The sequence below is a fragment of the Arthrobacter echini genome (genome assembly GCF_004803505.1).
GTDB classification, from domain to species: domain Bacteria; phylum Actinomycetota; class Actinomycetes; order Actinomycetales; family Micrococcaceae; genus Arthrobacter_D; species Arthrobacter_D echini.
The window spans coordinates 109719-132414 of record NZ_SSWH01000004.1 but is presented as its reverse complement, the minus strand read 5'-3'; the positions used below and the strand labels follow the sequence as shown (position 1 = coordinate 132414).

23 protein-coding genes are annotated in these 22696 nt (G+C 66.8%); 20 read left to right on the top strand and 3 right to left on the bottom strand.

From position 1 onward, the window contains the following. Positions 1 to 93: 93 nt before the first annotated feature. On the bottom strand, positions 94 to 1476 hold the full coding sequence (locus E8P82_RS06205; protein WP_136453627.1) for an NAD-dependent succinate-semialdehyde dehydrogenase: 1383 nt from the start codon (positions 1474 to 1476) through the stop codon (positions 94 to 96). Positions 1477 to 1682: 206 nt separating this feature from the next. Between E8P82_RS06205 and E8P82_RS06200 the strand changes: the two genes are divergently transcribed. Further along, positions 1683 to 1934, top strand: a complete 252-nt coding sequence (locus E8P82_RS06200) for a MarR family winged helix-turn-helix transcriptional regulator (RefSeq protein ID WP_136453626.1) — start codon at positions 1683 to 1685, stop codon at positions 1932 to 1934. An 8-nt stretch (positions 1935 to 1942) separates the two neighbouring features. Here E8P82_RS06200 and E8P82_RS06195 read toward each other — a convergent pair whose 3' ends face one another. Next, positions 1943 to 2794 carry an SDR family oxidoreductase gene (locus E8P82_RS06195; RefSeq protein WP_136453625.1) on the bottom strand — a complete coding sequence of 284 codons (852 nt, stop codon included), beginning with the start codon at positions 2792 to 2794 and terminating at the stop codon, positions 1943 to 1945. Between the two features lie 321 nt (positions 2795 to 3115). Here E8P82_RS06195 and E8P82_RS06190 point away from each other — a divergent pair, with 321 nt between their 5' ends. The 4 genes from E8P82_RS06190 to E8P82_RS06175 all read left to right on the top strand — a co-directional run bounded on the left by E8P82_RS06190 (position 3116) and on the right by E8P82_RS06175 (position 5212). Continuing rightward, the gene (locus E8P82_RS06190) at positions 3116 to 3349 is read left to right on the top strand and encodes a DUF2191 domain-containing protein (protein WP_136453624.1); all 234 of its coding nucleotides are present in this window, start codon (positions 3116 to 3118) and stop codon (positions 3347 to 3349) included. Next, on the top strand, positions 3304 to 3675 hold the full coding sequence (locus E8P82_RS06185; RefSeq protein ID WP_342773230.1) for a type II toxin-antitoxin system PemK/MazF family toxin: 372 nt from the start codon (positions 3304 to 3306) through the stop codon (positions 3673 to 3675). The genes E8P82_RS06190 and E8P82_RS06185 overlap by 46 nt, the downstream gene beginning before the upstream one ends. 182 nt (positions 3676 to 3857) lie before the next feature. Further along, positions 3858 to 4775, top strand: a complete 918-nt coding sequence (locus E8P82_RS06180) for a sulfurtransferase (RefSeq protein WP_136453622.1) — start codon at positions 3858 to 3860, stop codon at positions 4773 to 4775. Beyond that, entirely contained in the window at positions 4772 to 5212 is a 441-nt protein-coding gene (locus E8P82_RS06175; protein WP_136453621.1) for a SufE family protein, read from the top strand. The genes E8P82_RS06180 and E8P82_RS06175 overlap by 4 nt, the downstream gene beginning before the upstream one ends. On the opposite strand, the gene E8P82_RS06170 is transcribed toward E8P82_RS06175, so the two are convergent. Then, complete coding sequence (locus tag E8P82_RS06170) at positions 5196 to 6467, bottom strand: alpha/beta hydrolase family protein (protein ID WP_136453620.1); 1272 nt, start codon at positions 6465 to 6467, stop codon at positions 5196 to 5198. The genes E8P82_RS06175 and E8P82_RS06170 overlap by 17 nt on opposite strands. Positions 6468 to 6535: 68 nt before the next feature. Here E8P82_RS06170 and E8P82_RS06165 point away from each other — a divergent pair, with 68 nt between their 5' ends. The 15 genes from E8P82_RS06165 to E8P82_RS06095 all read left to right on the top strand — a co-directional run bounded on the left by E8P82_RS06165 (position 6536) and on the right by E8P82_RS06095 (position 22509). Continuing rightward, positions 6536 to 7021, top strand: a complete 486-nt coding sequence (locus E8P82_RS06165) for a hypothetical protein (protein WP_136453619.1) — start codon at positions 6536 to 6538, stop codon at positions 7019 to 7021. Between the two features lie 14 nt (positions 7022 to 7035). Continuing rightward, entirely contained in the window at positions 7036 to 7461 is a 426-nt protein-coding gene (msrB, locus tag E8P82_RS06160) for a peptide-methionine (R)-S-oxide reductase MsrB (RefSeq protein ID WP_136453618.1), read from the top strand. Between the two features lie 211 nt (positions 7462 to 7672). Beyond that, positions 7673 to 9037 (top strand): DUF6421 family protein, encoded by a 1365-nt coding sequence (locus tag E8P82_RS06155; protein WP_136453617.1) that lies wholly within the window; start codon positions 7673 to 7675, stop codon positions 9035 to 9037. Further along, a complete protein-coding gene (locus E8P82_RS06150) occupies positions 9034 to 9741 on the top strand; it encodes an SDR family NAD(P)-dependent oxidoreductase (protein ID WP_136453616.1) in 708 nt (235 codons plus the stop codon). The genes E8P82_RS06155 and E8P82_RS06150 overlap by 4 nt, the downstream gene beginning before the upstream one ends. 81 nt (positions 9742 to 9822) lie before the next feature. Beyond that, positions 9823 to 10863, top strand: coding sequence for a threonine aldolase family protein (locus E8P82_RS06145; RefSeq protein ID WP_246021044.1), 1041 nt, complete (start codon positions 9823 to 9825; stop codon positions 10861 to 10863). A gap of 162 nt (positions 10864 to 11025) precedes the next feature. Then, complete coding sequence (locus tag E8P82_RS06140) at positions 11026 to 12069, top strand: extracellular solute-binding protein (protein WP_136453614.1); 1044 nt, start codon at positions 11026 to 11028, stop codon at positions 12067 to 12069. Positions 12070 to 12104: 35 nt separating this feature from the next. Then, positions 12105 to 13160, top strand: coding sequence for an ABC transporter ATP-binding protein (locus tag E8P82_RS06135; RefSeq protein WP_136453613.1), 1056 nt, complete (start codon positions 12105 to 12107; stop codon positions 13158 to 13160). After that, a complete protein-coding gene (locus E8P82_RS06130; RefSeq protein WP_136453612.1) occupies positions 13157 to 15016 on the top strand; it encodes an ABC transporter permease in 1860 nt (619 codons plus the stop codon). Before E8P82_RS06135 ends, E8P82_RS06130 begins: the two co-directional genes overlap by 4 nt. A 74-nt stretch (positions 15017 to 15090) precedes the next feature. Further along, complete coding sequence (locus tag E8P82_RS06125; RefSeq protein ID WP_136453611.1) at positions 15091 to 16434, top strand: HRDC domain-containing protein; 1344 nt, start codon at positions 15091 to 15093, stop codon at positions 16432 to 16434. A gap of 86 nt (positions 16435 to 16520) precedes the next feature. Further along, positions 16521 to 17771, top strand: coding sequence for a thiolase family protein (locus E8P82_RS06120; RefSeq protein WP_246021014.1), 1251 nt, complete (start codon positions 16521 to 16523; stop codon positions 17769 to 17771). Beyond that, positions 17768 to 19894, top strand: coding sequence for a 3-hydroxyacyl-CoA dehydrogenase NAD-binding domain-containing protein (locus tag E8P82_RS06115; RefSeq protein ID WP_136453610.1), 2127 nt, complete (start codon positions 17768 to 17770; stop codon positions 19892 to 19894). Before E8P82_RS06120 ends, E8P82_RS06115 begins: the two co-directional genes overlap by 4 nt. Before the next feature lie 33 nt (positions 19895 to 19927). Beyond that, positions 19928 to 20533, top strand: coding sequence for a VOC family protein (locus E8P82_RS06110; RefSeq protein WP_246021006.1), 606 nt, complete (start codon positions 19928 to 19930; stop codon positions 20531 to 20533). 33 nt (positions 20534 to 20566) lie between these two features. Then, a complete protein-coding gene (locus E8P82_RS06105; RefSeq protein WP_136453609.1) occupies positions 20567 to 21418 on the top strand; it encodes an NmrA/HSCARG family protein in 852 nt (283 codons plus the stop codon). A 98-nt stretch (positions 21419 to 21516) separates the two neighbouring features. Next, positions 21517 to 21879 (top strand): UBP-type zinc finger domain-containing protein, encoded by a 363-nt coding sequence (locus E8P82_RS06100; RefSeq protein ID WP_136453608.1) that lies wholly within the window; start codon positions 21517 to 21519, stop codon positions 21877 to 21879. A 45-nt stretch (positions 21880 to 21924) separates the two neighbouring features. Then, complete coding sequence (locus E8P82_RS06095) at positions 21925 to 22509, top strand: TMEM175 family protein (RefSeq protein WP_136453607.1); 585 nt, start codon at positions 21925 to 21927, stop codon at positions 22507 to 22509. Positions 22510 to 22696: the final 187 nt, after the last annotated feature.

The following is a 22696-nucleotide window of genomic DNA, read 5'->3' as shown; positions in this document are numbered from 1 at the left end:
GCGCCTCGGCCTACCGATTCGGTTGAACCGGCGTGCCGAGGCGCTCGAGGTCGGTGCGTCGTCGCGTACCTGGACCGACCGAGGTCCGTTCCTCTACTTCTTGGTGTGTGAGGTCCGGCGCAGCCGGGTGTTGACGAATTCGCCCATGCCCCAGCGACCGAGTTCCCGACCGAAGCCGGACCTCTTCACACCGCCGAAGGGCAGCCCGGGAAGCGTGGTGCCGTGCTCGTTGACGTAGGCCATGCCGACGTCGAGCTGATCGGCGACCTCCTGTGCCCGGGCGATATCGGTGCTCCACACCGAACCGCTCAGGCCGAAATCGACGTCATTGGCAAGGCTCACGGCCTCGTCCGTCGAATCGACGCCGTAGACGACGGCGACGGGGCCGAAGATCTCCTCCGAGTACGCGTCCATGTCCTTGGTGACACCGCTGAGTACAGCAGGCTGCATGAAGGCTCCGTCACCCTCGCCGGCCTGGCCGCCGACGTGGAGGGTGGCACCCTGTTCGACGGCACGCTGCACCTGGGCCACGACCTTGTCGCGGGCCTCCACCGACGACAGCGGGCCGACCTGCGTGCCCGATTCCGTTGGATCCCCGACCCGGGCGTTCTCGAACACCGAGACGACGGTGGAGAGGAACGCGTCGAACTCCGAGTTGGGCACGATCATCCGCTTGGGCGAGTTGCAGGCCTGTCCGGCGTTGGACAGCCGCGCCTGCGCTGCGATCTCTGCGGTCTTCTGCACTTCTCCGTCGTCGAGGACGATCAGCGCATCGGATCCGCCCAGTTCCAGCACGACCTTCTTGAGGTTCTTTCCCGCCGTCTCGGCAACCGCAGCGCCGGCCCGCTCACTGCCGGTGAGGGAAATGCCGTGGACCCGGGGGTCGGCGATCATGTCGGCGATCTGGTCGTTGCCGGCGAAGATATTGATGTAGACATCCTCCGGAATGCCAGCGGTGTGCATGATCTCGGCCATCACTTCTGAGGACGCAGCGCAGATGGGAGCGTGCTTCAGCATGATGGTGTTCCCCGCCATCAGATTGGGTCCCGCGAATCGCGCCACCTGGTAGTAGGGGAAATTCCACGGCATCACCCCGATCAGCGGGCCGACCGCCTCGGTCTGGGTCACGGATTCGTCCGAGCCCTGGGGATCGAGCACTTCCGGCTCGAGCAGCTTCGGCCCGTTCTCGGCGTACCAGCGGTAGATCGCGCCGGCCAGTTCGGCTTCGCCAACCGCTTCCGCAAGAGGCTTGCCCATCTCGCGTGAGATCAGCTCACCCAGTTCCTCCTTGCGGGAGTCGTAGGCGTCCGCGACCCGCGACAGCAGTCGAGCGCGTTCTTCCACCGGAACATTGCGCCATTCGGACGCGGCACGGTCCGAGCGATCGATGACTCCGGCAACCTCGGCGTCGGAGATCTGAGCGAATTCCTGCTCGGTCTCGCCGGTGGCAGGATTGGTCAATGAATAGGTAGTCATCTACTCACACTACGCGCCGCCCATCCGTTCAGCATCGCCACGGGATACGGTGACTCATCCGTGCAGTGAGATCACTGGGTCGACGGAGGGCGGCCCATGGGGTTCTCCATCAGGCGGCGAGCCGGCGGGCGCTGCGGGGAATCGGGGCATCTTCCTGGCCGCTCGTGCGCCTTCTCACTCAGCCACGAGCGACGATCGCGCAGCGCTTGAACAAGCTCAAGGCCGATGGATTGATCGAACGCAGACCCAGCCGCGTCGACGGACGGTGGGAACCGGTCCACCTCACCGAGAAGGGCCGCGAAACCGTGGATCGTGTTCTTCCCGCCCATGTGAATTCAGAACGAGAGCTTCTGGAACATCTCAGCGCGGCGCAGCAGAATATTCTTGCAGAAGTCCTTGTCTCTCGACCGCTGAACATGCCACCCCTCCTGGAAAGGTGTTCGTCGGTCGAGAGATGAAGGAGGAATCAGTCGGCCGGCGTCGCTGGGGCGATGTCGTACGCCTTCTCGACCAGTTCGCTGCGCGAGCCTGTCGAGCCGTCGTTCTGCTCACGCTCCCACTTCGAATCCAGCTGCTCGCGGATCGCACTCACCATGTCGTCGGGAACCACGTTCCGGTAGCGGGTGTTCTCCCCGTTCAGCACGGCGACCGTGACCTCGAACACCGGTTCGGGGTCGAACTGCTCGCGCGGGAAGGCCAGCTTGGAATAGTCGAACAGGCGCCGCGACGGATCATCACGCCATTCCTTCCACCGCTCCATCGCCGTGTCGTTGAACCCGGTCAGGTACGGGCCCGGGTTGATGGTGGCGACGGCAACGCCGAATTCGGCGAGTTCCTGGTGCAGGGCGTCGGCGAAGGCCTCGAGCGCATGCTTGGACGCCGAGTACGCACCGGTGAACGCGTCGGTGATCAGCCCTGCGGTCGACGAGAGGAACACGATCTTGCCGCTGCGCTTGGCGGCCATCGCTCGAGCGAAACCCTGCGTGAGCAGCATGGTCCCGAACACGTTGACCTCGAACTGCCGGCGCAACTGCTCCTCGGGAAGATCGACGACCGCTCCCCCCTCGGCGACCGCGGCGTTGTTGAGCAGCACCTCCACGTCCCAGGCCCAGGCCTTGGTCCTATCGGCGGCATCGGTCACGTCCAGCTTCTCGACCCGGAGGTCCACACCTCGCTGCCGTGCTTCGTTGCGTAGTTCGGTCACCTGGGCGATGATCTCGACCCCTGCGATGACCTGCTCCCCCTGTGCCGCCAGCCGCAATGCCGCCTCTTTGCCGAAGCCTGTACCGGCTCCGGTGATCAGTATTGTTCCTGCCATGGCTCTGTCCTCGTTCCTCGAATAGTGGGGGTTCTCACCCCTCCGACACCTGCTGCCGTGAGTCGGCCTACAGGTGCCGAAACTGTATACCTTCTGAGGTTGTCCGACGAACCGGCGCTTCATGATCCGCGACGAATCCGCCGGCGTCGCAGACGCGCTCGATGTGGGGTCGATCGCTTCAGTACCGCGGTTCGGGCACGGGCAGAATCGTTCGAATCAGGACTCGGGAGCGTAATCCTGGCTCTGCATCCGCAGGATCGCGCACACGCTTGGTATCGATCTCAGCCCTTCCTGGCCTCCGATGCATGGCATGATCGTGGCATGAATCGCACACGTCTGAGTACCACCGTCGACGCTCGTCTCCTCGATGACGCACGTAAAGCATCGAAAAAGCCGGATTCCGCCCTCATGGACGAGGCCTTGGGTGCGTTGCTGGCTCGCCATCGTGCCGCCGAAGTGGACGCCAGTTACGGCGCGTACGACACGCATCCACTCGACGAACCCGACGAGTGGGGGGACCTGGCCTCGTTCGGACGAGCAGTTGCGCGCTCGTGACCGACCTCCCCGCTCGGGGGGAGGTGTGGTGGTGCGAGATGGCGGAAATCGGGCGCCGGCCGGTCGTCATCCTGTCCCGCGACGCCGTCATCCCCCGCCATCGCCGCGCGCTCGTCGCTCCGTGCACCACCACCATTCGGAACCTACCGAGCGAAGTTCTTCTCGAGCCCGGCGCCGACCCGATACCGCTGCGGTCGGTCGTGAATCTCGACTCGATCGAGAGCGTTTCGGTTGCAGTCCTCGTCGAACGCCTGGGTCGCGTGGCCGACGTCCGGATGCGCGAGATCGGCGCGGCTCTTGCGATCGCTGTCGACTGCGCGCCCTGAGAATCCGCTCGTGCATCTCTGTCTCGTCCGACCGAACGGAGCCGGCTGTTCCCTGATCTCGGCGGCTCGGGCAGCCTGCAGTGCCGCCACGAACGAGACGTCCACGGAAGCAATCGCGCTACCGCGTCGTTACGCTGGACAGAGAAGGCAGCACCATACCGACAGCTACGCGAGAGGCCCCCATGACCCTGGCTCCAGACACGCAGGACAAGTTCGTCGAGTACGCCCATCCGGAACGGCTCGTCTCCACCGAGTGGCTCGCCGCCAATCTCGGGGCGGACGGCCTCGTCGTCGTCGAATCCGATGAGGACGTCCTGCTGTACGAAACGGGACATGTCCCCGGGGCCGTCAAGATCGACTGGCACACCGAACTCAACGACGAGGTGACCCGCGACTACATCGACGGCGAGGGCTTCTCCCGCCTCATGGCGTCCAAGGGCATCTCCCGCGACTCCACCGTGGTCATCTACGGCGACAAGAGCAACTGGTGGGCAGCCTACGCGCTCTGGGTCTTCACACTCTTCGGTCACGAGGACGTCCGGCTGCTCGACGGCGGACGCGACAAGTGGATCGCCGAGGGCAGGCCGATCACCACGGACCGTCCGGAGATCGCGGCCAGCGAGTACCCGGTCGTGGAGCGCCAGGACGCTCCCATCCGCGCCTATCTCGACGACGTGCTAGAGCACTTCGGCAAGCCGCTGATCGATGTCCGCTCCGGTGACGAGTACACCGGTGCGCGCACCACCATGCCCGCGTACCCGGAGGAGGGCGCGCTGCGCGGCGGCCACATCCCCACAGCGCAGTCCGTCCCCTGGGCCCGCGCCGCGGCCGAGGACGGCACCTTCCGTAGTCGCGCCGAACTCGATGCGATCTACCGCGACGAGGCCGGCCTGAAGGACGGGGACGACGTCGTCGCCTACTGCCGTATCGGCGAGCGTTCCAGCCATACCTGGTTCGTCCTCACCTATCTGCTCGGCTTCGAGAATGTCCGTAACTACGACGGATCCTGGACCGAATGGGGCAACGCCGTCCGCGTACCGATCGTGAAGGGTACCGAACCCGGCGAAGCACCGGCACTGCCCCCCAGGACCACCCGATGACCACCGAGGCCATCCCGTCCAAGCTCGCCGAGATCATCGACGAGTTCCAGGAACTGACGGAGCAGGACCGGCTCCAGCTACTGTTGGACTTCTCGCGGGAACTCCCCGATCTGCCGGAGCGCTACAACGATCATCCCGAACTGCTGGAGCGGGTCGTGGAATGCCAGAGTCCGCTCTTCCTGACCATGGAGATCGGAGAGGCGCCCGAACGCCTCGTGCACCTGTTCTTCTCCGCCCCGCCGGAGGCTCCCACCACGCGTGGTTTCGCCGGCGTCCTGCTCGAAGGACTGGACGGTCTTCCGGCTGCAGATCTCCTCGCGGTACCCGACGACGTGCCCGACCGGCTCGGCCTGACCCGGGCCATAACTCCCCTGCGCATGCGTGGCATGAGCGCGATGCTCGGCCGGATCAAGCGGAAGATCAGGGACGCCCGGTAGCGCTGCTCTGCCCGGGCACCTTGCCGCCCGGCAGCGCCCGTCCGTACAGGTGGGCGTGGAGCCACCGCTCGACGACGGACTCCCAGTGCTGCGGATCGACGTTCCACTCCTTGGTATGGCGTGCCCGGTGGAAGCGTTCGAGCGTGACGAAGGCCGGGTTCTTCGCGGCGAGCGCAGCCGAGGGACCGATGGGCACGAACTCGTCGTCCTCGCTGTGCAGGATGAGCGTGGGCAGAGTGAGCTGCTCCGCCCGGGCGATCCAGTCCATGCTGCGCAGATCCAGCGGTGCGGCGAGCCCGGTGATCTTCCGCGCCCGTCGGCTCGCGAGCAGGTACTGTCCCAACCGGCCGACGGGCGCCGGGATCCGGTTCAGCGCTGCGTGATGCGCAAGGACCTCGATCCAGTTGATCACCGGTCCATCGAGCACCAGGGCACTGATCCGACGCCGGTGGCGTGAGAGGTCAGCTGTCTGCAGGGCGATGGCACCGCCCATGGACCAGCCGAAGAGCACGACGTCGCGCGCTCCGTGGGAGACCGCGAAATCGATGGCGGCGTCGACGTCGTGCCACTCGGTCATCCCCAGCCCGTACCGGCCGTCCGGCGCGGACGGCGCCTCACCGTCATTGCGGTAGGAGATGACCAGGCTCGTCAGTCCGAGCCGGCGCGCCGGCCAGAGCGCACGCAGAGCCTCCGCCCGGGTCGCCCCGCGGCCGTGCACCATGATCGCCCAGGTCTGCGCGGGAGCATCGGCGCGCACCAGCCAGGCCGGAGCAGTCCCTCCCTCGACGGGAATACGTACCTCCTCCTCCGCCAGGCCCATGGCGCCCGGCGACGGGTACACGGCACCTCCCCACCAGCCGCGCGTCGCGGCACCCAGGTTCCCTGCATAGATCTTCTCGACGTCGCGTTCGACGGTTCCCTCGCGCGGAACATAGGAGCGGATGTCGCCGATGCGAGCGTGTCCCGCTCCACGCTGGAAGTACAGACTGTAGGTGCCCTCGACCGTCGTGTCCTCGGTGGCGGGCAGGATCACGCTCTGCTGACCGGCGGAGCCGACGACGGCGAGGATGTCGAGGTTCTCGTCGCGGTTCCGCGCGGGAGTGACGATCTGACGCGCGAAATACAGGGCCATGCCGGAGACGACCCCGGCCATGGACGACGCGAGTGCAGCCCCGGCGCCCACCCCCACCGCAGTCCACTTCAGCCAGGGAGCGGTGCCGCTCGGCGTTACCGCCGCGGACGTCTTCGATGCCATAGCTCCCTTTCTACCCTGCCCGCCCAGCGCCGTCGATTCACGCAACATTCCCGCAGTACAGTGGCGCCATGACCCAAACGATCCTTGTACTCACCGAGGAAGCCTTGACACACCCCGATCTCCTCAACCTGCAGACCCTGCAGGGAGACGACCCTGCCGAGGTGATGGTCCTGATCCCCGAGGAGCGCGACGAGTCGGTCCTCGGGCAGTTCTTCCGCCACCTCGGCCTGCTCGAGGTCGGTGAGGCGTTCCGGTCGTTCTCAGCGGACGATCGCCGTCAGGACAGAGTGGATGCACGCACGGCCCTCGAGGAATCCCTGCACCTGCTCTCCACCGAGGGCTTCTCGGCGACAGGCCGCACGACGACCGGTGACCCTGTCGATGCCCTCGTCGACGAGGCGAACGGCAGGTCGCCGGTGCAGGCCATGGTCATCACCCGCCCCCATGCCCTCGCCGACACGTTCCACACGGACTGGGCGAACCAGGCCCAGGACAAGCTCGGCATAGCAGTGCTCCACGTCTACTCGGGAACGGGATTTATCGGGGACTCGTAGGCGTTGTAGAAGGTATGACTACAGAATCAGAAACCTACCGGCCGCAGATCCAGAAGTCCGACGACGAGTGGCGTGAGGAGCTATCGCCGCAGGAGTTCCAGGTGCTGCGCAAGGCCGGGACAGAACGCCCCTACACGGGCGAGTACTACGACGAGAAGACCGCCGGGACCTACGAGTGCCGCGCGTGCGGTGCTGAGCTGTTCACCAGCAACGAGAAGTTCGACTCGCACTGCGGCTGGCCTTCCTTCTGGGCCCCGCTGGCGGAGGACAAGGTCCGCTACCTCCACGACCGTTCGCTCGGCATGGAGCGTATCGAGGTGCGCTGCGCACGCTGCGACTCCCACCTCGGGCACCTCTTCAAGGGCGAGGGCTTCGACACCCCGACGGACCAGCGTTTCTGCATCAACTCCATCTCGATGAAGCTCGTCGAGGCGAAGTAGCGCCAGGAGCCTCGAGAGGACCGAAGGAAAGGGCCGGCCTGCAGGTCGGCCCTTTCCTGTGCTGCGCCAGAGACGCTGATCCACTGACGCTGGTCTGGCTCATCGAGGATAAGCAATGCTTTAAGGAGGAGCATCCGAGTATAAGTAGATCTACTGGGTTGCTACGCTCGGTTCAACGATCGACGACGGCATCCCGGAGGAAGCAGAACCCATGACTGTCACCACGCTGGACCAGGTTCAGAACGACCCCCAGACCACGCAGGCCTGGCTGACGCTGAAGACGACAGTGCACGAACTGCGTCAGCTGCAGGTCAAGGACGGCTCCATCCCCGAACCGGAACACCACGCCAGGGCGGCTGAGCTGACAAGCGCCATCACCGCGGCAGTACAGGATCTGGCACCCCTCTTCCCCCACGATGCCGAATACCTCGAGCGCACCGTGACCGCTTTCGAGGCTTGGCGTACCAGCGCGTTCGCGGTGCCAGACTTCCTGGAGCCGCTGCTGGCCTTCCAACCACAGCAGCACCGCACCGACGGACTCCAGCACCTCGTCATCTTCCCCATGTACACGCAGAACGGCAGCACCGACAGATTCGTCGAAGCCGTGCTCATCGAGGTGCTGTGGCCGGAGTTCATCGCCGAGCTCGAGGCCGGCGACTACTCCAATGCCCTGTTCGTCCCCATCCGCTTCCTCGACTTCACCGAGGGCTACGACACCAACTCGGCGGTCCTGTTCCCCGAGACCGTCGCCGTCAGCTCCACGCCGACGTTCACTTGGGGCGCCATCTTCGCCGACCGCGAAGCCGCACGGTTCCGCCGCGTGGTCAGGGCTGCGGCCGACATCACCCGGCTGGACCTGCCCGCCGACGCCCTGGAACTCCTCGCGGACCAGCAGCTCACCGAGGAGACCTTCGTGATGTGGGACCTCATCCACGACCGCACCCACATGCGCGGAGACCTGCCCTTCGACCCCTTCATGATCAAGCAGCGCATGCCGTTCTTCCTCTACTCCCTCGAGGAACTGCGCTGCGATCTCACGGCGTTCCGCGAATCGGTGAAGATCGAGAAGGACGACGACGCCTCCCCCGAGGCGCGCCGGCACGCGAAGCTCGTGCAGTACGCGGTCATCTTCGACCGCATCTTCCGCTTCAGCATCACGGGCAGCCGCGTCCGCAACTACGACGGTCTGGGAGGTCAGCTCCTGTTCGCCTGGATGCACCAGCACCGCGTACTGCACTGGACCGACACCAAACTGACCATCGACTGGGACGAGGCGGCCGACGTCGTCGTCGCCCTCGGCGAGCAGATCGAGCAGCTGTACTGGCGCTCCATCGACCGGCCGAAAATCGCCCACTGGCTCGCGGCGTACGATCTCGTCTCGGCCACCGTCACGCCACACCCGGCCTCGGTCTGGGCGAAGGGCGCGGACGCACTCGATCTCACCGGCCCGCCGCGGGCACTCACGGACGCCGTGCTCGACGACGAGTTCCCGCTCTCCATGTTCTTCGAGGCGCTGGATCGCAAGATGAAGCCGGTCATCGAGTCCACCGCGGGCATCACGGCGGAGTCCGCATGAGTGCCTCGGAGGAAGGCCGGACGGTGGTCGTCGCCGGGGCCACGAGCGCCTCGGGGACCGCACTCAGCCGCCGCCTGCTACGCGACGGCGTGACGGTGGTCGCCATCGGCTCGGACGCCGGTCGTCTGGCTGCGGCCTACGCGGGGCTCGATGACGTGCACCGCCGCGTGTGCGATCTGACGGACGAGGCCGCCGTCATCGCACTCGCCGACCAGGTGCGCGAGGAGCACGGGGGTGCCGACGGGCTCTTCCACCTCGTGGGCGGATGGCGCGGCAGCAAGGGCATCACCACCCAGACCGCGGAGGACTACGGGTTCCTCCACAGCTCGGTGTTCGTCACCCTGTTCAACACCAGCCGGGCGTTCTACGACCAGCTTGCAGAACGAGGCGGCAGGCTCGCCGCGGTCTCCGCGACGGCGGTCGCTGCGCCGACGGCGGCGGCCGCCTCCTACGCGGCGGTCAAGGCATCGGTCGACGCGTGGCTGCAGGCCGTGGCGCAGGGCTTCACGAAGGACGGCGTCGACGCAGCGTCCACCGCGATCGTGGTGAAGGCGCTGGTGGACGACGCCATGCGGGCCGAGCATCCGGAGCGGTCCTTCCCCGGGTTCACGCACGTCGATGACCTCGCGGAGACTCTCACCTCCCTTCTGGATTCTCCGGCCGACGAGGTCAACGGCGCCCGCATCGACGCCGCGCAGGGTTAGATCGGGGATAATGATCCCGTGACCGACACTCTAGATCTATCCGCTGCGGATGCTTCCGCTGCGAACCAGGCCCCTGCTGCCCTGCATGACCGCACCCTGCGCAGCTTCGCATCCGACAACTACTCGGGTGTGCATCCCGAGATACTCACGGCGCTGGCTGCTGCGAACGAGGGGCACCAGGTGGCCTACGGCGAGGACCAGTACACGGCCCGGCTGCTGGAGGTGATGGAGCACCACTTCGGCGAGGGCATCTCCATCTTCCCCGTCTTCAACGGCACCGGCGCCAACGTGCTCTCCCTGCAGTCGCTCCTGCCGCGCTGGGGTGCTGTCATCTGCCCGCAGTCCGCCCACATCAATGTGGACGAGAACGCCGCACCCGAGCGCGTGGGCGGTATCAAACTGCTCACCGTCCCGACGCCGGACGGGAAGCTGACCCCGGCACTCATCGACCGGGAAGCGTGGGGCTGGGGAGATCAACACCGCGCCCAGCCCTTGGCGGTGTCCATCACCCAGACCACCGAGCTCGGCACGCTGTACTCGGTGGCCGAGATCAAAGCCATCGCCGACCACTGCCATGCCAGGGGCATGACAGTCCACATGGACGGCGCACGCCTCGCCAATGCCGCTGCCGCCCTCGGTGAGCCGCTGCGGGCCTTCACCCGGGACGCCGGGGTGGACATCCTCTCCTTCGGCGGTACGAAGAACGGCCTCATGTTCGGCGAGTGCGTCGTCGTGCTCAACCCGGAGGCTTCGACCGGGCTGGACTACCTGCGCAAGCTCAACATGCAGCTCGCCTCGAAGATGCGTTTCCTCTCCGCCCAGCTGATCGCCCTCCTCGAGGGCGATCTGTGGCTGCGCTCGGCGTCGCACGCCAATGCCATGGCCGCCCGGTTGACCGAGGGGGTCCGCGGGATCAAGGGTGTGACGCTGACCCAGGAGACGACGGCGAACGCCGTCTTCGCGATCCTCCCACCGGGCGCGGCAGAGCGCATCCGCGAGAGTTTCCGGTTCTACGACTGGGACCAGGCCGCGGGAGAGGTGCGCTGGATGTGCTCGTTCGACACCACGGAGGACGACGTCGACAGGTTCGTCGAGGCGATCCGCAGGGAAGCCGCGGCCTGACACCTGCCCGCGTCCTCGGGCGGGCAGGCGGCGCTGCTGCCGGGCGACAGGACCGACGCGGATTCATGGCAGAAAAAGCGGGCGCAGAAGCCGATTGTGTGCGATGTTGGTGCAAGCAGTGTTGCTACTAGGGAATCGAGCCCCGCGTTGTCCAGAAAATTCATGAGTATCGCGCTCGCGACATCCGCAGCCTTCCTCTTCACCGCCTGCGGCGGATCCTCCGACGGGGCCGGTGCCAACGACGAAGCCGGTGAACCGCTCATCGTCTACACGAACTCGGATTCCGAGGGCCGGGGCGAATGGCTCCAGGCCGAAGCGGAGGCGGAGGGCTTCGACATCGAGATCGTCGGCGCCGGTGGTGCGGATGCGACGAACAAGCTGATCGCGGAGCGGAACAATCCGATCGCGGACGTGGTCTTCGGATTGAACAACGTGTACTACGAACAGCTCAAGAGCGAGGACGTGCTCGAGCCCTACACACCCGCATGGTCCGGTGAGGTGGACGAGACCCTCGCCGATCCGGACGACGACAAGGCGTACTGGCCATTGGTCCAGCAGGCCATCGTCCTGACGTACAACGAGGACGCGGTCTCCGAGGCCCCCGAGGACTGGCCCGATCTGTGGACCGACGATCGGTACAGCGACCGGTACGAGCGGGCCAGCAGCATGGCCGGTGCGACGACGCAGCTCGTGATGGCCGGCATCCTCAGCCGCTATCAGGACGAGAACGGCGATCTCGGTGTGAGCGACGAGGGCTGGCAGCAGATCGAGCAGTACTTCCAGAACGGTGTTCCGGCCGAGAAGGACGTGGATCTCTTCGCGCGGTTCGCCGAGGGTGACGTGGACCTCGGCCAGATGCCCTCCTCCTCCATTCCCGGACGGGAGGAGGCCTACGATGTGACAGCAGGAGTGGTCAGTCCCGAGGTCGGCGTCCCCTACGCCGTCGAGCAGGTGGCCGTGGTGAGGGGATCCGACAACCAGGACACCGCGAAGGAGTTCATCGACTGGTTCGGCAGCGGCGACGTCCAGGGCCGCTGGGCTGCGGAGTTCGATGCTCTTCCGGTCAACGAGGTGGCCCTCGAGCAGGCGCCACCGGAGGTGATCGAGTTCAACGAGCAGTTCACCCGGCAGGACATCGACTACGGCTTCGTCCAGGAGAATCTCGACTCATGGGTCGAGAAGATCGAACTCGAGTACATGCCGTAGCGGCCCGTCACACGCTGCTTCGGAAGGACCGCACCATGATCCGCTTCGACAACATCAAGGTCGTCTTCGACGACGTCACCGCCATCAGCGAGCTGGATCTGGACGTGTCGGAGGGCGAGTTCTTCACGCTGCTCGGTCCGTCGGGCTGTGGCAAGACGACAGCCCTGCGAACCCTCTCGGGCCTGGTGAGCCCGACCTCGGGCGATATCTACATCGACGGCAGGGCCGTCACGACATTGCCGAGCGACAAGCGCGGTGTGGGCATGGTCTTCCAGAACTATGCGCTCTTCCCCTCGATGAGCGTCAGGGAGAACATCGCCTTCGGGCTGAAAGTGCGCAGGACGAGCGCGGACGAGCGGCGCACGCTCGTGACCGACATCGCCCGGCGCGTGGACCTTTCCGACGACCAGCTGGACAAGAACGTCGCCGACCTCTCGGGCGGGCAGCAGCAGAGGGTCGCCATCGCGCGGGCGCTGGTCCTCAAGCCCAAGATCCTCCTGCTGGACGAGCCGCTGTCCAACCTGGACGCGAAGCTCAGGCAGCAGCTCCGCGTGGAACTCAAGGACCTCCAGGTGCAGTCGGGGATCACCACAGTCTACGTCACACACGATCAGGACGAGGCGCTGACCATGAGCGACCGCATCGCGGTCTTCAACAGGGGCCGGGTGGAACAGATCGGCACGCCGCAGGAGATCTACGAGAAGTCCGCCACCGAGTTCGTCTGCACGTTCATCGGGGACAGCACCAAACTCGGTCCCGAGCTCGTCTCCCGTCTCACGGACCACTCCCCTTCGCGGCTGGACCCATCCCGGCTCTCGTATCTGCGGGTGGAGAAAGTTCTCCTCGAGGACCGCGCCGGCGCACCGACAGGTGCCCAGCAGCGGGATCCGGCCGGAAGCACGGTCTCGCTCGAGGGCCGGATCGTCGCGCGGAGCTACCACGGGCAGCACAGCCGGTACACCGTGCGGAGCCACGACTCCGACGTGAAGGTCCTGGTGAAGGAGATCGGGGCGTCCACACTGGACATCGGCCACCCGGTGCACCTGCGCGTCGATCCCGCGCATGTCCTGCAGTATCAGGCCACCGCATGAGGACCCGCTCAGCCTCGCGGATGTTGAGGTCTCCGCTCGTGGTGGTCACCCTGATCATCCTCACCTGGTTCAGTGCCGCATTCCTGCTCTGGCCGAATCTGAATCTGCTCGCCGAGACCTTCTTCCCCGGCGGGGAGTTCACCGGGCGCGCCGTGGAGCGCCTCCTGTCCTCGGACCGGGCCATGAGGTCGCTGGCCAACAGCTTCCTCCTCGCAGTGGTGCTCTCGATCACCGTGAACGTCGTGGGGATCTTCGTCGTCCTGGTGACCCAGTACTTCCGGATCCGGGGCTCGCGGATCCTCTGGCTCGGCTACGCGACCACTTTCCTGTTCGGCGGGATCGTCCTGGCCGCGGGCTACAAGTTCATCTACGGGTCGGACGGCATCGTCACGGAGCTGATCGCGCCCTACTTCCCCGGTCTGGACAGGGACTGGTTCAGCGGTTTCTTCGCGGTCCTCTTCGTCATGACCCTGGCCTCGACCACCAACCACCTCCTCTTCCTCGGGAACGCGATCCGCGACGTGGACTTCCAGACCATCGAGGCCGCGCGGAACATGGGCGCGTCGGACTGGACGATCCTGCGCAGAGTGGTGCTCCCCGTCCTCAAACCGACCCTGTTCGCGGTCACCATCCTTTCCTTCCTCGTCGGGCTCGGTGCCCTGAGTGCGCCGCAGGTGCTGGGCGGAGAGGACTTCCAGACCATCACGCCCATCATCCTGACCTTCGCCAACAGCTCGTCCTCACGCGACATCGCTGCCCTGCTGGCTCTCGTCCTCGGCGCGGCGACCATCATCATGCTCGCCATCATGTCCAGGCTCGAGCGCGGCGGAACCTACCACACAGTCGCCAGGGTCGCAGCCCCCCTGCAGAAGCAGCGCATCTCCAACCCGGTGGTGAACGTCGTCGTCCACGTGGTGGCCTACGTCCTCTTCGTCATCTACATCTCGCCCCTGGTCTTGATCTTCCTGTACTCCTTCATGGACAGTGCGTCGATCAGTGCCGGCGTGCTCTCCCCGGACCGCTTCACCCTCGAGAACTACACGCGCGTCCTCTCGCAGGGATCGGTCCTGCGACCGTTCATCGTGAGCATCGTCTACAGCGGCCTGTCCGCGATCATCACGGTCGGCGGTCTCCTGTTCGTCACCCGGATCATCCAGAAGTACCGCACGGGGCTCACGACCACGTTCGAGTACCTGCTGCACATCCCCTGGATCCTTCCCGCCGCCATGATCGCCCTGGGACTCGTCATGACGTACGACGAACCCAGTCCGCTCCTTGGGGGAGCCGTGCTCAGCGGGACGACGGTGATCCTCCTCGTCGCCTTCGTCGTCGTGAAGATCCCGTTCACCCTGCGCATGCTCAAGGCCGCGTTCTCCTCGGTCAACGAGTCCATGGAGGAGGCGGCGACGATCATGGGAGCGGGAGCCCTGTACACGTTCCGCCGGATCCTGCTGCCGGCGGTCCTGCCGACGGCTGCGGCGATCGCCGCGCTGAACTTCAACAGCCAGCTCGACGACTACGACACCGCGGTCTTCCTCGCCCACCCGCTCTACCAACCCCTCGGCCTGCAGATCAAGGCCAACACCGAGGGCGGCGCGGACGTCAATGCCGTCGCCAACACCTTCGTGTACACCGTGCTGCTCATGATCGTGATGGGCCTGACCATGTACCTCGTCTACGGGCGCGGAAGCAGGCGCGGCCGGAAGAAGCGCCGTTCAGCCGTGACTGCTCCCACGGAGCCGGCGCCCGATGCACCCGTCGTACCCACGAACGCCGGAGAGGCACACCCCGCCCTGGGCGCCACGTCCGAGGTGAATCCACCCCCACCGGTCGCTTCGGGATCCACGCGGCAGTAGTACCCGGGGGGCCGGTGCGAGCGTCCTGCGCCGCCGGACCGGCTCCGGAGCGACGGGGATAGACTGCAACGACCATGAGTGCCCACACCTCCGAACAGTCGGACAACGCCGATCCCACTGGCGCCGCCGTCGATTCCGACATCACCCCCGCTCTTCCCCTGCTGGCCGAACCCCGGGATGGCGTGCCGTTCGTGATCGACACCCGGGCCGGTCTGGAACGGGCGGCAGTTGCCCTCGCCGCAGGCACGGGCGCAGCCGGCGTCGACGCGGAACGAGCCTCGGGCTTCCGCTACGGCCAGCGCGCCTTCCTCGTCCAGATCCGGCGTGAGGGCGCCGGCACCTGGCTGATCGATCCCGAACCCTTCGAGGACCTGCGCATCATCGGCGAGGCACTCGACGGTGTCGAATGGGTTCTGCACGCCGCCAACCAGGACCTTCCCGGCCTGGCGGAACTCGGGATGCATCCGAGCAGACTGTTCGACACCGAACTCGCGGCCCGACTCGCCGGCCTGCCACGCGTTGGTCTCGCCGCGGTCGTCGAATCCCAGCTCGGCTTCACCCTGGCGAAGGAGCACTCCGCCGCCGACTGGTCCACGCGGCCCTTGCCCGAACCCTGGCTCCGCTACGCAGCGCTCGACGTCGAGGTCCTGGTGGAACTGCGCGACAAGCTGGCCGAACTGCTCTTCCGGGACGGCAAGCTCGCCATCGCGGAGGAAGAGTTCGAGCACATCCGGTCGACTCCCCCGGCAGAACCGCGGGTCGATCCCTGGCGTCGGACCTCGGGTCTGCACAAGCTGAGGGACAGACGCCAACTCGCTGCCGTGCGCCTGATGTGGTGCGAACGCGAGGACCTGGCCCAACGCCGGGACGTCGCCCCCGGGCGCCTCATCCCGGATGCCGCGATCATCGCCGCGGCGAAGGCGATGCCCGGCACCGTGCCGCAGCTGCTCGCCACCAGAGGGTTCCACGGCCGGGCCGCCCAGCGGGAAGCCCCGCGGTGGCTCCGGTCCATCAACGAGGCGAGGAAGCTGACCGAGCTGCCGCCGCTCCACGTCCCGACGAATGCGCCACCGCCGCCACGCATGTGGCCCGAGAGGGACCCGGAGGCCGCAGCCAGGCTCCAGACCGCCCGCCCGCGTGTGGCCGAGCGCGCCCGGACGCTCGGTATGCCGCTGGAGAATCTGTTGACCCCGGACCACCTGCGCCGGATCGCCTGGCGTCCCCCCGCTGAGATAACGCTCGATTCCGTCTCCGCGGCACTGGCCGAGCTCGGTGCCCGCCCGTGGCAGATCCAGCAGGTCGCCGCGATCATCACCGTGGCCTTTCTCGATCCCGAACCGTTGACGGACAAGACGTCGGCCGACAGGACGCACTCGGACAAGCCGCAGGAGGGCAGCTCCGAGGCTCCCGTGGTCTGAGCGGGGCTCGACCGGCGTGCCTGCTTGCACGCTATGTTACTGATCAGTAACATAGTCGCGGATCGAGATCTCAAGGAGGAGCACAGGTGAGCGCAGAAACCGGCACCACGTCCACGCGGAGCACGTCGAGAACGGTGCGCGACGTCGTCTTCGTCGACGGAGTACGAACCCCCTTCGGACGAGCAGGCGAGAAGGGCATCTATGCCGGAATGCGTGCCGACGACCTCGTGGTCAAGAGCATCAGGGAGCTGCTGCGCCGCAATCCGTCCCTGCCGGCGGAGCGCATCGACGACGTGGCCATCGCGGCCACCACGCAGACGGGCGACCAGGGCCTGACGATCGGCCGCACGGCCGCCCTCCTGGCGGGACTGCCGCGCACGGTTCCCGGCTTCGCGATCGACCGGATGTGCGCCGGCGCCATGACAGCTGTCACCACGACGGCGTCCGGCATCGCGTTCGGTGCCTACGACGTCGTGATCGCAGGCGGCGTGGAGCACATGGGCAACCACCCGATGGGCTCCGGCGCCGACCCGAACCCGCGCTTCGTGGCGGAGCGGATCGTGGATCCTGCGGCGCTGAACATGGGCAACACGGCGGAGAATCTGCACGATCGCTTCCCCGGCATCACCAGGGAACGCACGGATGCCTACGCCGTCCGTAGCCAGCAGAAACTCGCCGGGGCCTACGACGCCGGACAGATCCAGCCCGATCTCGTACCGGTCGCGGGCAAGAAGGCCGGTTCCGGTTGGACGCTCAACACCGCCGACGAGCCACCTCGCCCCGGTACCACGATGGAGGACCTCGCAAGCCTCCGCACTCCGTTCCGAGCCCACGGCAGGGTGACGGCGGGCAACGCGGCGGGCTTGAACGACGGCGCCACGGCGGCCCTGCTCGCCTCGGCGGATGCTGCTGCCGAACTCGGTCTGCCGGTCCGCATGCGCCTGGTCGCCTATGCCTTCGCGGGCGTGGAACCGGAGGTCATGGGCATCGGCCCCGTTCCAGCCACGGAGAAGGCGCTCCGGCAGGCCGGGCTGGAGATCGACGACATCGGCCTCTTCGAGATCAACGAGGCCTTCGCCGTCCAGGTCCTGAGCTTCCTCGACCACTTCGGCATCGACGACGAGGACCCGCGCGTCAATCGCTACGGCGGGGCGATCGCGGTGGGCCACCCGCTGGCGTCCTCCGGTGTCCGGCTGATGAACCAGCTCGCGCGCCAGTTCGAGGAGGACCCTGACGTGCGCTACGGCATGACCACCATGTGCATCGGACTCGGCATGGGCGGCACGGTCATCTGGGAGAACCCGCACCACGAACGCTACGGACAGGATGCAGCATGAGCTTCGAACGTTACGACGAACTGGCCGCACTCTTCCCCGCGGAGATCGTCACCCACTCCTACGTCCAGGACATCGATCTGCCCGACGACGCCGGCGTGCTCGCCCTGATCACCCTGGACAACGATCTGGACCAGAGCAGGCCGACCACGCTCGGGCCCACCACCCTGATCGAGTTCGGCCGCACCCTCGAGGGTCTGAAGGATCGCGTGGCCGACGGCGAGATTACCGCGGTGGCCGTCACGGGCAAGCCCTACTTCCTCGTCGCCGGAGCTGATCTCAGCACTGTCAAGAGTGTGCAGTCCGAGCACCTCGGCAAACTCATGGCCGAACTCGGGCACGAAGCGTACGATCTTCTGGCCGACATGGGGGTACCCAGCTTCGCGTTCATCAACGGCGTCGCCCTCGGCGGAGGCCTCGAGGTGGCACTGGCCGCGAACTACCGCACCGTCTCCACCGGAGCCAAGGGGATCGGTCTCCCCGAAGCCTTCATCGGGCTCGTCCCGGGCTGGGGCGGGGTCTACCGCCTGCCCCGCCTGATCGGACCCGCGAACGCGGTCAAGGTCATGATCGAGAACCCCCTGAGCAACAACCGGAGCCTCAGCGGCACGGAGGCCTACGACCTGGGCATCGCCGATGCCCTCTTCGAACCCGCCGACTATCTCGAGCAGTCCCTGCTCTGGGCGGCACGCGTGCTGCAGGATCCGGCGGCACGGGAGACCGTGGAACGGCGGCGCAGCGAGCTCGCCGACTACGACGCCGGCACCTGGGCGGGAGCTGTCGCGGCCGGACGCGCCTTCGTCGAGGCGAAGACCGGCAACGCCGCACCAGCGCCGTCACGCGTGCTGGACCTGTTCGAGGCGGGGCTGCATCTGTCGCGGCAGGAATCGGCGGCGGCCGAGTGCACTGCACTGGCCGAGCTGATGCAGACGGCCGAGTTCCACGCCACGGTGTACGCCTTCCTCGATCTGGTGCAGAAGCGCGCGAAGCGCCCGGCGGGTGCACCGGACAGGAAGCTCGCACGCCCCGTGACCAAGATCGGGGTCGTCGGCGCGGGTCTGATGGCCAGCCAGCTGGCGCTCCTGTTCGCACGCCAGCTCACGGTACCGGTGGTCCTGACGGACATCGACCAGGCCCGGGTGGACAAGGGCGTGAGCCACGTCCACGCCGAGATCGACAAACTGCTCGACCGCAAACGCATCTCCCGGGACGCGGCGAACCGCACCCGGGACCTCGTGACCGGCTCCGTGTCGAAGGACGCCTTCTCGGACGCCGACTTCGTGATCGAGGCGGTCTTCGAGGAGATGTCCGTCAAGAAGCAGGTCTTCGCCGAGGTGGAGGCCGTCGTCTCTGCCGAGTGCATCCTGGCGACCAACACGTCGTCGCTCTCGGTCGCGGAGATGGCAGCGGACCTCGAGCACCCCGAGCGCGTGGTCGGCTTCCACTTCTTCAACCCGGTGGCGGCCATGCCGCTGCTGGAAGTGGTGCGCGCACCCAGGACGGACGACGCCGTCCTGGCCACGGCCTTCGTGGTCGCCAGGGGCCTGAAGAAGAACGCGGTCCTGGTCCAGGATGCCCCCGCGTTCGTGGTGAACCGTATCCTCGGCCGGATGTTCGGGGAGATCACCGCCGTCTTCGACGAAGGCACCGATGCGGCGACGGCTGACACCGCACTACGACCCATGGGTCTGCCCATGTCGCCGTTCAGGCTCCTCGCCCTGGTGGGCCTGCCCGTCGGCCAGCACGTCCAGGAGTCCCTGCATGCGGCGTTCGGGGACCGCTTCCACGTCTCGGCCAACCAGCAGAAGCTGATCGACGCGGGGATCAAGGGCCTGTGGGAGAAGCAGGAGGACGGCTCGTACGAGGTGCCGGATGCCACGCTGGCCCTCATGGACCGCGGGAACACCCCATCGACCGCGGAGGAGGTCCTCCGGCGGACGCAGGACGGCCTCGCCGACGAGATCGGGCGCATGCTCGACGAGGGTGTGGTGGCCGCGCCCGAGGACATCGATCTGTGCATGATCATGGGCGCCGGATGGCCCATGCACCTCGGCGGCATCACGCCCTACCTCGACCGCGTGGGCGCCTCCGAACGCGTGAACGGCAAGCCGTTCCACCAGGGGTGAGGCTCCGACAACCTGAGTGACTCCGGCTGGAGGATGCCGGTCTCCTCCGCCACGGCGACAAGCCCCGGCAACGTCACGGCAAGCTCCGTCCTGCAGTGGACGCGCTTCGACCTCCGGTCGGCGCTGACGTACGGTTGGATCAGCGTCATCGACGTGCACGTGCATCCAATGGAAGGGAACTGCACCATGAACCGAGAAGACCTGCCGGCTCCCGAACAGGGCATCACCCTGGCGCACTACATCACCGTCCGCGACGTGGAGCGCTCACGTGCGTTCTACGCGGACATCTTCGGCGGCGAGGTCGTGCTGCGGGAGAACCCGGGCATGGTGAAAGTGGCCAACAGCTGGATCATCATGAACCCGGGCGGCGGCCCCACCCCGGACAAGCCCGACGTGAGCCTGAGAGCACCGGAGGACGGCGATCCCATCACCTCCTTCCTCAATGTGCGCGTCGCGGACATTGCGGCGTTCTACGAGGCCGCCACGGCGAAGGGCGCCGAGTTCCTCACCGAACCGCTGGATCGCAAGGCCGAGATCCGGTGCTACCTGCGCGATCCGGACGGCTATCTCATCGAGATCGGTCAGGCGACGGGGATGCTCGAGGGCGTGTTCGCCGATCGTCCGGACGACGATTCCTGAGCCGACCGTCGACGACGCCGCGCAGGAGAATTCGTGAGCTCGGCTGACGCGCCCGTCCTGGTGCTGGGAGCAACCGGCGGCCAGGGTGGCGCCGTCGCCGCTGCCCTGATCGCCCGAGGGACCACGGTGCGCGCCCTGGTCAGGACGCCGGGATCCGCGTCGGCGCGCGCCCTCGCGCGGCGGGGTGTCGACGTCGTCGCGGGCTCCCTGGACGACACCGCGTCGCTGACCCGGGCCATGCGCGGGGTACGGTCGGCGTTCGCCGTCACCACACCCTTCGAGAGCGGAACCCACGCCGAGGTCGCCCAGGGCCGGGCCATCATCGCGGCAGCCGGGAAGGCGACGGTGCCGCACCTGGTGTTCAGCTCGGTCGCGGGCGCACAGCAGGACAGCGGTGTACCGCACTTCGAGAGCAAGGCGGTGATCGAGGCCGAGCTCATCGCCTCGGCCGTCCCCTCCACGATTCTCGGGCCGGCGTACTTCTTCGACAACGCACTCGGGGGTGAGGAGCAGATCCGCGACGGCGTCCTCGAACTTCCCCTGCCTGACGACCGCCCGCTGCACCAGCTGGCTCGTGCGGATCTCGGCCGGTTCGCGGCCACCGTCCTGCTCGATCCGCAGCCCTTCACAGGAACTCGGATCGAGCTCGCAAGCGATGCACCGACCCCGCATCTCATGGCCGAGGCTCTGACGGCGGCAAGCGGGCACCCTGTGCGCCATGAGAGGACGCCGCTCAGCGCGAGCGGAAATGCGGACATGAGAGCGATGTGGGAGTTCCTGCTCGATCCCGGCTACCGGATCGATCTCGCGCAGCTTCGTGCCACCTACCCGGACATGCACTGGACCTCCTTCGCCCAGTGGTCCGACGAGGCGTTCGTGTCATGAACCCGACGCACGCCGCGTAAAATCATCCTGCAGGACGCGCAGCCGGCACGAGCCGGGTCCACGCGTGCCATGCACCACCCACTCACGAAGGATCAGTCATGGATTCAACGACGTCGAACCATATCGACCCCTCAGCAGAACCCAGCGGCACGGGGTGTGCCGAGTGCCTCGCTGGCGACGGCGAAGGATGGTGGTTCCATCTGCGCCGTTGTGCACAGTGCGGACAGATCGGCTGCTGTGACAGTTCGCCGGCCCGGCACGGTACGCGCCACGCGCACACCGCCGGGCACCCCGTCCTGACGAGCTTCGAACCGGGCGAGACCTGGTTCTGGAACGCCGACACCGGGCAGAGCTTCGACGGACCAGATCTCGCGGAGCCGCGCGCACATCCCACCTCGCAGCCCGTGCCGGGACCGGCCGGCAAGGTCCCGTCCGACTGGATGGACCGCCTGAACGGGTAACATCCGGCACGTCTCGAGCACCGGCCCGCGGAAAGGCACAGCAGCATGAACACGAGCCGCGTCGAGGCATTCAGCGACGGCGTGCTGGCCATCGTCATCACCATCATGGTGCTCGAGATGACCGCTCCGGAGGAGCCCACCTGGGACGGTTTGCGGCAGGTTCTGCCGATCTTCCTCAGTTACCTGTTGAGCTTCGTCTATGTCGGTATCTTCTGGAACAACCACCATCACCTGGTGCAGCTCGCAGGCAAGGTCGACGGGACGGTGCTGTGGGCCAATCTCCACCTCCTCTTCTGGCTCTCGCTGATTCCGTTCAGCACCAGGTGGATGCAGCAGAACGAGTTCGCCCAGGTGCCGGTCCTGATCTACGGCCTCGATCTGCTGCTGGCCGCCGTCGCCTTCCAGCTCCTGCGCATGGCCCTGGTGCGCCAGGACGGCCCTGACGGAGATCTCGCACAGGCGCTGCGTGGTGAGCGGAAAGGAAAGTATTCCCCGGTGCTCTATCTCACCGGAATGGGAGCAACCCTGATCCAGCCATGGCTCGGGCTGGCGGTCTATGCCGCCGTCGCCCTGTTGTGGCTTCTTCCACAGCGCCGCATGGAACGGAAGGCCGCCGAGCTGGAGGGCTGAGGACCGGGTGCGGCCCGCGCCGGTAACAAGTCGATACCTATTTCGGCGCTGGTCCAGGGCTCGGGACCGGGCGGCCGAAGGTGCCGGAATCCCCGGGAACCCGCCGTGGAGCTGCGCTCACACGCATTCTCGTCGGTTCCTCGCGAGGATCGGCATATCGGCAAGAGCCCTTTCAGGTCAAGAGAGG

What these genes read in the sequence shown, in the direction of transcription:
- E8P82_RS06205 (WP_136453627.1), bottom strand. Translation starts at nt 1,476, where the DNA reads ATGACTACCTATTCATTGACCAATCCTGCCACCGGCGAGACCGAGCAG.
- E8P82_RS06195 (WP_136453625.1), bottom strand. Translation starts at nt 2,794, where the DNA reads ATGGCAGGAACAATACTGATCACCGGAGCCGGTACAGGCTTCGGCAAA.
- E8P82_RS06190 (WP_136453624.1), top strand. Translation starts at nt 3,116, where the DNA reads ATGAATCGCACACGTCTGAGTACCACCGTCGACGCTCGTCTCCTCGAT.
- E8P82_RS06180 (WP_136453622.1), top strand. Translation starts at nt 3,858, where the DNA reads ATGACCCTGGCTCCAGACACGCAGGACAAGTTCGTCGAGTACGCCCAT.
- E8P82_RS06175 (WP_136453621.1), top strand. Translation starts at nt 4,772, where the DNA reads ATGACCACCGAGGCCATCCCGTCCAAGCTCGCCGAGATCATCGACGAG.
- E8P82_RS06170 (WP_136453620.1), bottom strand. Translation starts at nt 6,467, where the DNA reads ATGGCATCGAAGACGTCCGCGGCGGTAACGCCGAGCGGCACCGCTCCC.
- E8P82_RS06165 (WP_136453619.1), top strand. Translation starts at nt 6,536, where the DNA reads ATGACCCAAACGATCCTTGTACTCACCGAGGAAGCCTTGACACACCCC.
- msrB (WP_136453618.1), top strand. Translation starts at nt 7,036, where the DNA reads ATGACTACAGAATCAGAAACCTACCGGCCGCAGATCCAGAAGTCCGAC.
- E8P82_RS06155 (WP_136453617.1), top strand. Translation starts at nt 7,673, where the DNA reads ATGACTGTCACCACGCTGGACCAGGTTCAGAACGACCCCCAGACCACG.
- E8P82_RS06150 (WP_136453616.1), top strand. Translation starts at nt 9,034, where the DNA reads ATGAGTGCCTCGGAGGAAGGCCGGACGGTGGTCGTCGCCGGGGCCACG.
- E8P82_RS06140 (WP_136453614.1), top strand. Translation starts at nt 11,026, where the DNA reads ATGAGTATCGCGCTCGCGACATCCGCAGCCTTCCTCTTCACCGCCTGC.
- E8P82_RS06135 (WP_136453613.1), top strand. Translation starts at nt 12,105, where the DNA reads ATGATCCGCTTCGACAACATCAAGGTCGTCTTCGACGACGTCACCGCC.
- E8P82_RS06130 (WP_136453612.1), top strand. Translation starts at nt 13,157, where the DNA reads ATGAGGACCCGCTCAGCCTCGCGGATGTTGAGGTCTCCGCTCGTGGTG.
- E8P82_RS06125 (WP_136453611.1), top strand. Translation starts at nt 15,091, where the DNA reads ATGAGTGCCCACACCTCCGAACAGTCGGACAACGCCGATCCCACTGGC.
- E8P82_RS06115 (WP_136453610.1), top strand. Translation starts at nt 17,768, where the DNA reads ATGAGCTTCGAACGTTACGACGAACTGGCCGCACTCTTCCCCGCGGAG.
- E8P82_RS06110 (WP_246021006.1), top strand. Translation starts at nt 19,928, where the DNA reads ATGCCGGTCTCCTCCGCCACGGCGACAAGCCCCGGCAACGTCACGGCA.
- E8P82_RS06100 (WP_136453608.1), top strand. Translation starts at nt 21,517, where the DNA reads ATGGATTCAACGACGTCGAACCATATCGACCCCTCAGCAGAACCCAGC.
- E8P82_RS06095 (WP_136453607.1), top strand. Translation starts at nt 21,925, where the DNA reads ATGAACACGAGCCGCGTCGAGGCATTCAGCGACGGCGTGCTGGCCATC.